The organism is Streptomyces spiralis (assembly GCF_014654675.1).
GTDB classification, from domain to species: domain Bacteria; phylum Actinomycetota; class Actinomycetes; order Streptomycetales; family Streptomycetaceae; genus Streptomyces; species Streptomyces spiralis.
Map to the genome: position 1 here is coordinate 114575 of NZ_BNBC01000029.1, position 12311 is coordinate 126885.

Sequence of the window (12311 nt, forward strand, 5' to 3'; positions counted from 1 at the left end):
TGGGCGCGTAGCCGAAGGGAGGAACGTGACCTTCGGATTCGCTCCTTCATCGGCGGCATCGTTGTCGACGTCTGCCGCCTCCGCCCATCGCGTGCTCGAGCCTGCGGAGTGGGCCGCCGCGGGCATCCCTTTGCTGCGCAATCCGCGGGAGGTCGTCAGCGGACTGCACGCCCGGCACCACCCCGGGCCGGCCACCGCCGTCGTCGCGGTGCTCGACCCGGACGAGCGGCTGCGCGCGAGCGCCTCGTTCGTGCGCCGTCCGGCGCCCGCCGACGGCTGGATGTTCCGCAACGCGCTGCTCGCCCAGTTGCGTCGGGTCATCCCGCACGACCTGCGGCGCCGCACTCCGGTGCGGACCGCCGTGCTGCTCTACTGCCGCGACGGCGACGCGCGTTGGACGGAGGAGGACGGCGCGTGGATGTGGGGCCTGCGTGACGCCTGCACGCTGCACGGTCTGCGCTGCGGGGCGTACATCACGCTGACCCGGGACGGCTGGCAGGTGCTCGGCGAGGGCCGCGGCGGCCGCCGCCCGAACGCCGGCTCCGCGCCCGAACCCTTCGACGGCACCGTGATGCCGCCCGCGCTGCCCCGCACCGGGGGCGCCGCGTCCGAAGTGCTGCGCCGCGTGGCAGCCCGCTGAACACACGCGGTGGTCCGACGGCCTCCGGGTTTCCAGGGCTGCTCGTCGGCATCCGAGCCGTACGACACCTGCGATGCTCGAGCCGTACGCCCCCGCAGCCGTGCCCGAGCCCGAGCGACGCTCACCGGGGCCTGCCGAGGATGCCGGACGCTGCCGCCGACGGCATGAAGGCGTACGGGCCGGCGCCAAGGCATGCGGGGCAGCGCCCCAGTGGCACGGCTCCGCTCGTCCGCCCCCGCCCCAGGCCTTTCGCGTCCGGGCACGCCGCACAGAGCCGGCCGCCGCGTCTTTCGGGCACGCCGAACCAGCCGTCGCGCGGTGACCCCGCTGCGACGGCTGTCGCCGTGCACGGCCCCGGACGGGAGGCCGGGCGACCCGGACCTGCCGGAGGCGACTCAGACGCCCGCGCCGAGCACCGAGTTGATCTTCTGGGGGTCACCACAGACGATCAACAACGCGCCGGCCCGGGAGTGTGCCAGAGGCAGGGCCGTGGCAGCGGCGACGTCGGTGCCGCCGTTGACGGCGACCACGACCACGGGACGGGAGGCGGCACGAGAGGCCACGGCAGCGTCCATGTAGAAGACGTCGTCGCCGGCGTCGTGCTGCGCCCAGTAGGACGCTTCACCGAAGGACAGCTCGTGCGCGGCCCAGGGGTGCGAGTCACCGGTGGTGATCACCAGCACCTCTCCGGGGGCACGACCCGACTCGAGAAGCAGGTCGACCGCTTCCTCGGCCGCGTCGAGCGCACCCTCGGCCGAGGCCGGGATCAGCTGGATCTGCGGGGCCGCCGAGGCGGCGGGGGCAGCCGGACCCGAGGGCCCGGGCTTGGTCGCGGCCACGTCCCGCGGCGCACGTTGCACCGGCGACGCGGGCCGCAGGGGGCCGGGACGTCCGGGGCGCGGCGGGGCCGCGGGGCGGGGGCCTGGTACGGGACGGGGGGTCGGCGCGGTGCGGCCGGTGGCCGGAGTGACGCGGGGACCCTGGGCACTCTCGTGAATCTGAGGCTCCTCGGGAATGAGAGGCATGGGCTGATATTTATCAAACGTTGGTGCGGCTCACGCGGGCGGGTGGCCCATCGGGGCAAGCAGAACCGTCAGAAGTCGAAGCCGAGCTGACCCTCGATCTCCGGAACGCCTCCACCTGCCCAGGCACGGGCCTTCTTGAGGTGCCGCCACCGGGGCAGCGCATCAAGATACGCCCACGACAGCCGGTGGTACGGGGTGGGTCCCCGCTCCTCCAGCGCGGCCCTGTGCACGGGCGACGGGTATCCGGCATTGGCCGCAAACCCGAAGTCTGCATGGTCGATACCCAGTTCGGCCATCATTTTGTCGCGGTGAACCTTGGCGATCACCGAAGCCGCCGCCACGGCCACGCACGACTGGTCACCCTTGATGACCGTACGAACCATCCAGGGGGCGCCGAGGTAGTCGTGCTTCCCGTCGAGGATGACCGCGTCCGGACGGACGGGAAGTCCCTCCAGGGCGCGCACGGCCGCGAGCCGCAGTGCGGCCGTCATCCCCAGGTCGTCGATCTCCTCCGGCGAGGCATGCCCGAGGGCATACGCCGTGACCCACTTCCGCAGCTCCATGTCGAGCTCGGTGCGCCGCTTGATGGTGAGCAGCTTGGAATCGGTGAGGCCCAAGGGAGGCCGGCGCAGTCCGGTGACCGCCGCGCAGACGGTGACGGGCCCGGCCCACGCGCCGCGCCCCACCTCGTCGACACCGGCAATGACCTTCGCTCCGGTCGTGGCTCGGAGGGAGCGCTCGACGGTGTGAGTAGGTGGTTCGTACGGCATGGCGCCCTTAGCCTACGCCGCCCGGATCCCGCCGCGACACCCCGGTTTCCTCCCGCGGACGCACCACCCGCGGGGCCCGGCGGTCAGGGTCCGGTCGGACGCAGCAGCGGGACCATCAGCTGGTCGATCATGTCCTCGAGGTCCTGGTCGGTCCATTCACTCGTGCACATTTTCGACCGGTACATCATCATGGCCGGGATGGCGTCGAAGACATAGCCGTTCGCGGCGTCGGGCCGCACCTCACCCCTCCCTATTCCACGGGTGATCACTTCCCGGAGGAGCTGAATGGTCGGCTCCACGACGCCGTCGAAGATCACTCCATGGAAGCGTTCCGCCTGGTCCGGGTCGCATTCGTGAATCACTGCGCGAAGCGCCGAGCCGGAGCGCGAGAACATGGCGTCACGAGCCAGCCGGCAGAGCGCCAGCAGGTCCTCGCGCACGCTTCCCAGGTCCGGCGCCTCCTCGACGCGCGGCAGTCCGGCCTGAAGGGCGTCCGCCACGAGGTCCTCCTTGGACGGCCAGCGGCGGTAGACGGCGGCCTTCCCGGTCTGGGCTCCGGTGGCCACGCCCTCCATGGTGAGGCCTTTCCATCCGACCGTGCCGAGCTGTTCCAGCGCGGCGTCGAGGATCGCGCGCTCCAGCACGGCGCCGCGCCGACGAGGACCGGCGGCCCGAGCGGGGGCGGCCGTCCAGCGCGAGGTAACCATCTGTCGTCTCCAACGAGCGGTGAGCGGGGGTTTTCGGGGGGCGGGGCGGCGAGGGGACACGCCGCAGGACGAAGCCGCAAAGTGAACGCTTGCGTTCTCTAGCGGGGACTCACTACCGTTGACGCGGTAGTGAACGGCTCCGTTCACTAAGCCCGTTGTGGGGGACCCATAGTGACAACCTCTCAGTTGATTCAGGACCAGAAACCGGGTGCGGCCCGCCGGGAGGGGCACCCCGGCATCGCGCTCGCCGTCATCGCGGCCTGCCAACTCATGGTGGTACTCGACGCGACGATTGTGAACATCGCACTCCCGCACATTCAAGACGCGCTCCAGTTCAGCACGACCGACCTCACCTGGGTGGTCAGCGCGTACACACTCACCTTCGGCGGCCTGCTGCTCCTGGGCGCCCGAGCCGGTGACATCCTCGGACGCCGGCGGGTGTTCATGACCGGCATCCTGCTGTTCACCTTCGCCTCCCTGCTGGGTGGACTGGCCCAGGAGCCGTGGCAGTTGCTGGCGGCACGGGCCCTGCAGGGCGTGGGCGGCGCGATAGCCTCGCCGACCTCGCTGGCGCTCATCACGACCACGTTCCCCGAAGGACCTGAGCGGAACCGGGCCTTCGGCGTCTTCGCGGCCGTCTCCGCCGGCGGCGGCGCCGTCGGCCTGCTCGCCGGCGGCATGCTCACCGAGTGGCTGGACTGGCGTTGGGTGCTGTTCGTCAACGTGCCCATCGGCGTACTGATCGCCCTGCTCACGCCCCGGTACATCGCCGAGTCCGAACGGCACCCGGGTCGCTTCGACATCGCGGGCGCGCTGACCTCGACGACGGGCATGGCCGCCCTCGTCTACGGCTTCATCCGAGCGTCGGAGGACGGCTGGCGGGACGGCCTGACGGTCGGATCCTTCGCCGCCGCCGTGGTCCTGCTGCTGGCCTTCGCGCTCACCGAGCGGCGTGCCAAGGAGCCGATCACACCGCTGAGGATGTTCGCCGACCGCAACCGGTCGGGCACGTACGTCATCATGCTCAGTCTGGCCGCGGCGATGTTCGGCATGTTCTTCTACATCGTCCTCTTCGTGCAGAACGTGCTCGGGTACAGCCCCATCAAGGCCGGGCTGGCCTTCCTTCCGGTCACTGCCGCCATCGCGGTGGGTGCGGGTCTGTCGCAACGGTTCCTTCCGGTGCTCGGCCCCAAGCCGTTCATGCTCACCGGCACGTCGTTGGCGGTGGTCGGGCTCGTCTGGCTGACCTTCATCAGCCCCGACAGCTCCTACCTCGGCGGGGTGCTCGGGCCGATGCTCGTCTTCGGCGCCGGCATGGGCCTGAACTTCGTGACCGTCACGGTCACCGCTGTCTCGGGGGTCGCCCAGCACGAGGCGGGCGCCGCCTCCGGCCTGCTCAACGCGACCCAGCAGGTGGGCGGTTCGCTCGGACTGTCCATCCTCACCACGGTGTTCGGCTCGGCCAGCACGGACGAGGCCAAGCAGCAGCTGCCGAAGTTCCTCGCCGATGCTTCGGCGGAGCAGAAGGCCGCGTTCGCCAAGAGCCATCAGCTGCCCGCTCCGTGGGGCCACGACGTCCTGGCCCACGGCATCTCGACCGCGTTCGTACCGGCCGCGGCGATGGCCGTGCTCGCGCTGATCACCGCCGGTCTGGTCATACGCGTCCGCAAGAGCGACCTGGCCGCGCTGGCCGGAACGGCGGGTCCCGGAATGGGCTGACGGGAGGACGGCGCGGACTGGCCGGGACCGTTCACCCCCGGACGGCACAGGGGTATGTCCGAGACCACCCGGCCGGTCCGAGCGCCGCGTCCACCCGCAGCCGGAAGGGGTGAACGGAGAAACCGGCCACCACCCGGCCACGGCGGCCGCGACGAGCGGCACGACGACCAGAACCCACGACCACCACATGACCGCCCCCACGCACCCCTCCCCTGCTGCCACCGGCACCGGCACGTCCATGCGACGCGAAAGCCGATGCCGGTACAACGGGCAGTGGTCACGCAGAGTTCCCAGCGAACACGGAGAGTTCCCGGATCGGTCAGTCCGATGCCGGCACCCAGTCGGGCAGCGACTCCGTGCGCCGCACCCACTCGGCCGGCGGCACCCCCGCCTTCGCCGAGGCCAGCACACCGCCCACGATGGAGCAGGTGGTGTCCATGTCCCCGCCGACCTGGGCGGTCGTCCAGAAGGCGCCCTCGAAGTCCCCGAGGCTCCGCGCGGCCGACCAGAGCGCGAAGGGCACCGTGTCGTGGGCCGTGGTGCGCCGGCCGCAGCCGAGGACGGCCGCGACCGTGGCCGCGTCGCCGTAGTCGAGCATGTCGCGGGCGCGGCGCAGGCCCGCGCCGACGGCGCTCCTGGCCGGCACGAGGGCGATGACGCCGTCGAGCAGTGCGTCCGCGCTCGGCGGCCCGCCCTCCGCGGCGGCCAGCGCGGCGGCCGCGGCGACGGCCATGGCACCCACGACGGCCTCGCGGTGCTGATGGGTGGGGTAGGCCGAGATCTCCGCCTGATGAGTGGCCTGCTCCGGGTCGTCCGCATACCAGGCGCCCAGGGGGGCGATCCGCATCGCGGCGCCGTTGCCCCAGGATCCCTGGCCCTTGAAGAGTGCGGCAGCGAGCTCCCGCCAGTCCCCGCCCTCCCGGACGAGGCGCAGCAGGCGGTTGACCGCGGGACCGTATCCCCGGTCGAAGTCGTGGTGCCGGGCGAAGGAGAGGGCCAGGGCGTCCTGGTCGATGCGGTGGTGTGCGGCCAGGACGGCGACCACGGAGCAGGCCATCTCGGTGTCGTCCGTCCACTGCCACGGGCCGGACGGCAGCTCGCGGCGCTTGAGCAGCGGATAGTTCGCCGGTACGAAGAACTGCGAGCCCAGCGCGTCCCCCACCGAGAGTCCGCGCAGGCCGGCCAGGGCGCGCTCCAGGCGCCCGCCGGGAGAGGAGTCGAAGGTCATTGCTCAGCCACTCTATCCAGTGATCCCGTACGGCTCCGGATCCCGCCAGCGCTCGAACGGACGGTCCAGGGTGTACTTGCCGTCGTCCCCGAGAACGAGCATCCGCATCTCGCCGTTCCCCGGATTGGACAGCGACTCGAATTCGGCGACGGTCCAGTGGAACCACCGCATGCAGAAGAGCCGCATCGCCAGGCCGTGGGTCACCAGAAGCACGTTGGGCGGGTGGCCGGGGTCCTCGAAGCTGCGGAAGAGGCTCTCCAGGAAGTTCCCCACCCGGTCGTACACATCGGCCCCGGACTCGCCCTGGGCGAAGCGGTAGAAGAAGTGACCGTAGGCGTCCCGGTATGCCTTCTGGAGACGGACGTCGTCGCGGTCCTGCCAGTTGCCCCAGTCCTGCTCGCGCAGTCGCGGCTCCTCCCGCACCCGTATGAGATCCGGATCGAGGTGGAAGGCTCGGAGGGTCTCGTGCGTGCGGCGGTAGGGAGAGACGTACACGCTCACCCGCTCCCGTCCGAACAGCTCGCGCAGCTCCTTGCCCGCCTGCTCGGCCTGCTGCCGGCCTCGTTCGGTCAGGGCAAGCGCGTGGTCGGGCTCGCGCTCGTACACGGTGTCATCAACATTGCCCGTTGACTCGCCGTGCCGGACAAGGACGATGCGCCGTGGTCGTGCCATGCCAAAACACTAGATCGGGTGAGGGCCGATCGAAGACTCCAGCGGCCCTCATACGGCGTACGTCACACGTAACGTGCATCATGGGCCACACACGGCACACGCCGCCCCGGTAGGGCACCGTGCGGCACGGCACGCGGCGCATCACACGGTCCAGGCGGGTTCCAGGTCCACGATGTCGCCCGTGAGGGCCGCGATGTCGGCCTCGGTCTGGGCGCGCAGTGCGAGGCGTTCCACACGCTCCGTGCGGTACTTGCCGTGTTCGGCGGACGACTGCCACATCGACAGCACCAGGAACTCGTTGCCCGGCGCCTCCCCGAACAGGCCGCGGATCATGCCGGGCGATCCGGCCATCGCCGGGTTCCAGACCTTCTCCTGCATCAGCGTGAAGTGTTCGGCGCGCTCCTCGTGGACGCGGCAGAGCGCCACCCGCAGCAGGTCGGCGTCCGTGAAACGCGGTTGGAACCCCGTCTTCACGTCGAACCGGTGGTCGAACAGCCGGACCTGGGCATCCTTGAAGGTACCGGCCTGGGCAGCTGCCAGGCGGTCGTGGGAGCGGGCCATGAAGGAGTCGTAGAAGGCACGGCTCTCCCAGAAGGCGAAGATGTGTGCCACCCCCTGCCGCCCCCGGCTCCAGCCACCCCCCTGCCCCCGAAACCCCGGCTCCCCCAGAAGCCCCGCCCACTTCCGCTGCCCCCGCTCGAAGCCCCGGCGGTCCACCACGGTGCAGCGAATCCACTTGACCAGCACCGCGCCATGGTAAGGCCCAGGGGCGTGGCGTCGGTCACTCTCGTGGGGACAGCGCCCGCGCAGGCGGCCCCGCGCGCGTGGCACGATGGACAACGAGCGCCCACGAGCCGGAAGTTGAGGCAGGAAAGGGCGCAAGGGGACCGGGAAGGGGGAGTCCGGTGAGCGGGCTCAGCAAGGGGATCCGCAAGGTCGAGGTCGCGCTCAGGTGGGATCCGAGTCCGGCGGGAGCGCCACCCACCGACCTGGACCTCGTGGCCGCCACCTATGAGGCCGGCGACCCGTACGGCGCTCCGGCGTACCTGGTCCACTTCGACAGCCGCTCACCGGACGGCACGATCTACCTCGACCGGGACAGCCGGGACGGCCAGGGCTTCGGCTGGGACGAGGTCATGACGCTGGAGCTCGACCGGCTCGCCGAGCGGTACGCGCGCGTGGTGGTGGGTGTCGTGATCCAGCAGCGCACCGCGCACCGCACGTTCGTGAACGTGCTGAATCCGGGGCTGCGCGTCCGTGAGGGGTACACCGTCCTCGCCGATGACGACTTCGGCGGTGTCCTGGGCGCGACGGCGGCCACCGTCGCGGAGTTCGCGCGGGACGGGTCCGGCGACTGGGCCTTCCGCCCCGGCGTCCACGGCTTCGAGGACGATCCGGCGACGTTCACCCGCCACATGGGCCGCGCGCGTCCGTCGTAGCCGATACACGTGCGCCGCGGTCGCAGCCGGTAACGGTGAGCACGGGTAAGGGGCGTCGGCCGTGGCCGACGCCCCTTACCTCACGACGTTTCCGTCAGATCAGCCGGCTCAGCTGCAGCCGCTGGTCGAGCCGCAGCCCTCGCAGATGTAGCAGGAGCCGGCCCGCTGCATCTTGGTGCCGCAGGAGAAGCACAGCGGGGCGTCCGCCTGGATGCCCAGCTGCATCTCCACCAGCTCGGCGCTGGTGTGCGCCTGCTTCGGGGCGGGCTTGGCCGCCTCGGCCTCGGGCCTCGGCGCGGCGACGGCCTTCAGGTCGGTCTGCCGGGGCGCCGACTGGGCCAGACCCTCGACGTCGACGTCCTCGTCGATCGGCTCGTAGGAGCCGGTCTCCAGGTGACGCTGGCGCTCCTCGGCGGAGTGGATGCCGAGCGCGGAGCGCGTCTCGAAGGGCAGGAAGTCCAGCGCCAGGCGGCGGAAGATGTAGTCGACGATCGACTGCGCCATCCGCACGTCCGGGTCGTCGGTCATGCCCGCCGGCTCGAAGCGCATGTTGGTGAACTTCGAGACGTACGTCTCCAGGGGCACGCCGTACTGGAGGCCGACGGAGACCGCGATGGAGAAGGCGTCCATCATGCCCGCGAGGGTCGAGCCCTGCTTGGACATCTTCAGGAAGACCTCGCCGAGACCGTCGTCCGGGTAGGAGTTGGCGGTCATGTAGCCCTCGGCGCCGCCGACGGTGAAGGACGTGGTGATGCCGGGACGACCCTTCGGAAGGCGCTTGCGGACCGGGCGGTACTCGACCACCTTCTCGACCTTGGCCTGCGGCTCCTCGACGGCCTCGGTCTTCTTCTCCGAGTCCTTCGTCTTGGCGGACAGCGGCTGGCCGACCTTGCAGTTGTCGCGGTAGATCGCCAGCGCCTTGACGCCGAGCTTCCACGCCTCGTAGTAGATCTCCTCGACCTCCTCGACGGTCGCCGACTCCGGCATGTTGACCGTCTTGGAGATGGCACCGGAGATCCACGGCTGGATGGCGGCCATCATGCGGACGTGGCCCATCGGGGAGATGGCCCGCTCACCCATGGCGCAGTCGAACACCTCGTAGTGCTCGTGCTTGAGGCCGGGGGCGTCGATCACGTTGCCGTGCTCGGCGATGTGGGCGACGATCGCCTCGATCTGCTCCTCCTGGTAGCCCAGGCGGCGCAGGGCCTGCGGCACGGTGCCGTTGACGATCTGCATCGAGCCGCCGCCGACCAGCTTCTTGAACTTGACCAGGGCGAGGTCGGGCTCGACACCGGTGGTGTCGCAGGACATGGCCAGGCCGATGGTGCCGGTGGGGGCGAGGACGGACGCCTGGGAGTTACGGAAACCGTTCTTCTCGCCGAGACGCACCACGTCCTGCCAGGCCTCCGTGGCGGCGGCCCACACCGGGGTGTCCAGGTCGTCCATGCGGACGGCCCGGGCGTTGGCGTCGGCGTGCTGCTTCATGACGCGCTGGTGCGGCTGGGCGTTGCGGGCGTAGCCGTCGTACGGCCCGACGACCGCGGCCAGCTCGGCGGAGCGCTTGTAGGCGGTGCCGGTCATCAGGGAGGTGATGGCACCGGCGAGGGCGCGGCCGCCGTCGGAGTCGTAGGCGTGGCCGGTCGCCATCAGCAGGGCACCGAGGTTGGCGTAGCCGATGCCGAGCTGACGGAAGGCGCGGGTGTTCTCGCCGATCTTCTGGGTCGGGAAGTCCGCGAAGCAGATGGAGATGTCCATCGCGGTGATGACCAGCTCGACGACCTGGGAGAAGCGCTCGACGTCGAAGGACTGGTTGCCCTTGCCGTCGTCCTTCAGGAACTTCATCAGGTTCAGCGAGGCGAGGTTGCAGGACGTGTTGTCCAGGTGCATGTACTCGCTGCAGGGGTTCGAGCCGTTGATCCGGCCGGACTCCGGGCACGTGTGCCAGTGGTTGATCGTGTCGTCGTACTGGATGCCCGGGTCGGCGCACGCCCAAGCGGCCTCGGCCATCTTGCGGAAGAGGGACTTGGCCTCGATCTCCTCGATGACCTCGCCGGTCATGCGGGCACGCAGGCCGAACTTCCCGCCCTGCTCGACCGCCTTCATGAACTCGTCGTTCACGCGGACGGAGTTGTTGGCGTTCTGGTACTGGACGGAGGTGATGTCGTCGCCGCCCAGGTCCATGTCGAAGCCCGCGTCGCGCAGGGCGCGGATCTTCTCCTCCTCCTTGACCTTGGTCTCGATGAAGTCCTCCACGTCGGGGTGGTCGACGTCGAGGATGACCATCTTGGCGGCACGGCGGGTGGCACCACCGGACTTGATGGTGCCGGCGGAGGCGTCGGCGCCACGCATGAAGGAGACGGGACCGGAGGCGTTGCCGCCGGAGGAGAGCAGTTCCTTGGAGGAGCGGATGCGGGAGAGGTTCAGGCCGGCGCCGGAGCCGCCCTTGAAGATCATGCCCTCTTCCTTGTACCAGTCGAGGATCGACTCCATGGAGTCGTCGACGGACAGGATGAAGCAGGCGGAGACCTGCTGGGGCTGCGGCGTGCCGACGTTGAACCAGACGGGGCTGTTGAAGCTGAAGATCTGATGCAGGAGGGCGTAGGCCAGCTCGTGCTCGAAGATCTCGGCGTCGGCGGGCGAGGCGAAGTACTTGTTGTCCTCGCCGGCCTTCCGGTACGTCTTCACGATGCGGTCGATCAGCTGCTTCAGGCTGGTCTCACGCTGCGGGGTGCCGACGGCACCGCGGAAGTACTTGCTGGTGACGATGTTGACCGCGTTCACCGACCAGAAGTCGGGGAACTCGACGCCACGCTGCTCGAAGTTGATCGAGCCGTCGCGCCAGTTGGTCATGACGACGTCACGGCGCTCCCAGGCCACCTCGTCGTACGGGTGCACGCCCGGGGTGGTGTGGATGCGCTCGATGTGCAGTCCCTTGTTCCCCGCCTTGGAGCCCTTGGCTCGGGAACCTCGTGCCGGACCGCTCGCCGTCTCTGTCATGCCGCCTCCCTGTACGGGCGAAAACGCCCTGAAGTGCCCCGATGTTCCGGAGACACGGTGTTCTGTCTGGTGCTGCGGGCACCTGCGTCGCCGCCACCCGCAGCCGTCTTCCTCGCCGCCGCCGAGCCGGACCCGGACCAGTGGTCCGGACCCGCCCGCCGATCAGTCGGCGGCGCGTGCGGGCACGGGGACCTCGGCCGTCCCACCGCGCCCGCGGTCGTCTTCCTGGCTCCCCGCGACGGCGCCGTCGCCGTCCTCCTGCTCCGCGGCGGGGCGTCGCGTGGCTTCCCTGAGTTCCGCGATGGCGGCCTCGAAGTCCTCGAGCGAGTCGAACGCCCGGTACACGGACGCGAACCGCAGATAGGCGACGAGGTCGAGCTCCTGCAAGGGACCGAGTATGGCCAGTCCCACTTCGTGGGCGGCCACCTCGGCGCATCCGCTCGCGCGTACCGCCTCCTCGACCCGCTGGCCGAGCTGCGCGAGCGCGTCCTCCGTGACAGGCCGTCCCTGGCACGCCTTGCGCACGCCGTTGATGACCTTGGTACGACTGAACGGCTCGGTGACTCCGGACCGCTTGACCACCATCAGCGAGCACGTCTCCACGGTCGTGAACCGTCGGGAGCACTCGGGGCACTGGCGGCGCCTGCGGATGGACGTGCCGTCGTCCGTCGTACGGCTGTCGACGACGCGGCTGTCGGGGTGCCTGCAGAAGGGGCAGTGCATGGACTCCAACCCTCCTCACAGCAGACTCGATAGCCTCGCCAGGCCCCATGGGCCCCGCGAAGCAGCCCCAAGCATAGGCGATGATCCGGACCCCGAAGACCCGGGGACCACAACTTGTGGGCCGCTGTAGCCATCCAACCACTAGATGTAGGGCCGCGCCCGAAGACCCAGCTCGCCACGCGTGTCGCGCGCCGCGCTACGCGTGTCGCGCGCGTACGGCCCGGATCGGCGCGTACGCGCCGCCGTGCCGGACGCACGGAAGTCCCGCCCCGGCAGCTCGGCGCCGGACACGCCGACGCACACCCGTATCGCCGGCGGGCCTAGGGAGATACCGTGAGCGCCGCGGGGAGGACGCGTGGGACTCCCGGGCAGAAGGGAACCGGCGCTCGGT

The 12311-nt window shown here is 70.3% G+C and carries 11 protein-coding genes; 3 read left to right on the forward strand and 8 right to left on the reverse strand.

All coding sequences use genetic code 11. The features are described from left to right. The first annotated feature begins 25 nt into the window (after positions 1-25). Positions 26-640: a hypothetical protein gene (locus IE318_RS27145; protein WP_030171949.1), complete on the forward strand. Its 615-nt coding sequence runs from the start codon at positions 26-28 to the stop codon at positions 638-640. A 395-nt stretch (positions 641-1035) separates the two neighbouring features. On the opposite strand, the gene IE318_RS27150 is transcribed toward IE318_RS27145, so the two are convergent. The 3 genes from IE318_RS27150 to IE318_RS27160 form a co-directional block, all read right to left on the reverse strand. Beyond that, the gene (locus IE318_RS27150; protein ID WP_189904491.1) at positions 1036-1665 is read right to left on the reverse strand and encodes a hypothetical protein; all 630 of its coding nucleotides are present in this window, start codon (positions 1663-1665) and stop codon (positions 1036-1038) included. A gap of 68 nt (positions 1666-1733) precedes the next feature. After that, the gene (gene rnhB, locus IE318_RS27155) at positions 1734-2435 is read right to left on the reverse strand and encodes a ribonuclease HII (RefSeq protein WP_030171955.1); all 702 of its coding nucleotides are present in this window, start codon (positions 2433-2435) and stop codon (positions 1734-1736) included. Positions 2436-2518: 83 nt separating this feature from the next. Then, complete coding sequence (locus IE318_RS27160; protein WP_030171958.1) at positions 2519-3142, reverse strand: TetR/AcrR family transcriptional regulator; 624 nt, start codon at positions 3140-3142, stop codon at positions 2519-2521. Positions 3143-3313: 171 nt separating this feature from the next. Between IE318_RS27160 and IE318_RS27165 the strand changes: the two genes are divergently transcribed. After that, a complete protein-coding gene (locus IE318_RS27165; RefSeq protein ID WP_189904493.1) occupies positions 3314-4861 on the forward strand; it encodes an MFS transporter in 1548 nt (515 codons plus the stop codon). Positions 4862-5180: 319 nt separating this feature from the next. On the opposite strand, the gene IE318_RS27170 is transcribed toward IE318_RS27165, so the two are convergent. The 3 genes from IE318_RS27170 to IE318_RS27180 all read right to left on the reverse strand — a co-directional run bounded on the left by IE318_RS27170 (position 5181) and on the right by IE318_RS27180 (position 7508). Beyond that, on the reverse strand, positions 5181-6089 hold the full coding sequence (locus tag IE318_RS27170) for an ADP-ribosylglycohydrolase family protein (protein ID WP_189904495.1): 909 nt from the start codon (positions 6087-6089) through the stop codon (positions 5181-5183). A 12-nt stretch (positions 6090-6101) separates the two neighbouring features. Next, the gene (locus IE318_RS27175; protein ID WP_189904497.1) at positions 6102-6761 is read right to left on the reverse strand and encodes a histidine phosphatase family protein; all 660 of its coding nucleotides are present in this window, start codon (positions 6759-6761) and stop codon (positions 6102-6104) included. A gap of 141 nt (positions 6762-6902) precedes the next feature. Beyond that, positions 6903-7508 (reverse strand): YdbC family protein, encoded by a 606-nt coding sequence (locus IE318_RS27180; protein ID WP_189904499.1) that lies wholly within the window; start codon positions 7506-7508, stop codon positions 6903-6905. A 158-nt stretch (positions 7509-7666) separates the two neighbouring features. On the opposite strand from IE318_RS27180, the gene IE318_RS27185 reads away from it, so the two are divergent. Continuing rightward, a complete protein-coding gene (locus IE318_RS27185; protein ID WP_030171973.1) occupies positions 7667-8200 on the forward strand; it encodes a TerD family protein in 534 nt (177 codons plus the stop codon). A 108-nt stretch (positions 8201-8308) separates the two neighbouring features. On the opposite strand, the gene IE318_RS27190 is transcribed toward IE318_RS27185, so the two are convergent. Together IE318_RS27190 and nrdR are read right to left on the reverse strand one after the other, a co-directional pair. Continuing rightward, positions 8309-11197, reverse strand: a complete 2889-nt coding sequence (locus IE318_RS27190; protein WP_189904501.1) for a vitamin B12-dependent ribonucleotide reductase — start codon at positions 11195-11197, stop codon at positions 8309-8311. Between the two features lie 162 nt (positions 11198-11359). Further along, positions 11360-11920: a transcriptional regulator NrdR gene (gene nrdR, locus IE318_RS27195; RefSeq protein WP_030171980.1), complete on the reverse strand. Its 561-nt coding sequence runs from the start codon at positions 11918-11920 to the stop codon at positions 11360-11362. Between the last annotated feature and the right edge of the window lie 391 nt (positions 11921-12311).

Excerpts from the sequence above, each read along its gene's own strand:
- IE318_RS27190 (WP_189904501.1), bottom strand. The coding sequence starts at position 11,197 with ATGACAGAGACGGCGAGCGGTCCGGCACGAGGTTCCCGAGCCAAGGGC.
- IE318_RS27170 (WP_189904495.1), bottom strand. The coding sequence starts at position 6,089 with ATGACCTTCGACTCCTCTCCCGGCGGGCGCCTGGAGCGCGCCCTGGCC.
- IE318_RS27175 (WP_189904497.1), bottom strand. The coding sequence starts at position 6,761 with ATGGCACGACCACGGCGCATCGTCCTTGTCCGGCACGGCGAGTCAACG.
- rnhB (WP_030171955.1), bottom strand. The coding sequence starts at position 2,435 with ATGCCGTACGAACCACCTACTCACACCGTCGAGCGCTCCCTCCGAGCC.
- IE318_RS27160 (WP_030171958.1), bottom strand. The coding sequence starts at position 3,142 with ATGGTTACCTCGCGCTGGACGGCCGCCCCCGCTCGGGCCGCCGGTCCT.
- IE318_RS27150 (WP_189904491.1), bottom strand. The coding sequence starts at position 1,665 with ATGCCTCTCATTCCCGAGGAGCCTCAGATTCACGAGAGTGCCCAGGGT.
- nrdR (WP_030171980.1), bottom strand. The coding sequence starts at position 11,920 with ATGCACTGCCCCTTCTGCAGGCACCCCGACAGCCGCGTCGTCGACAGC.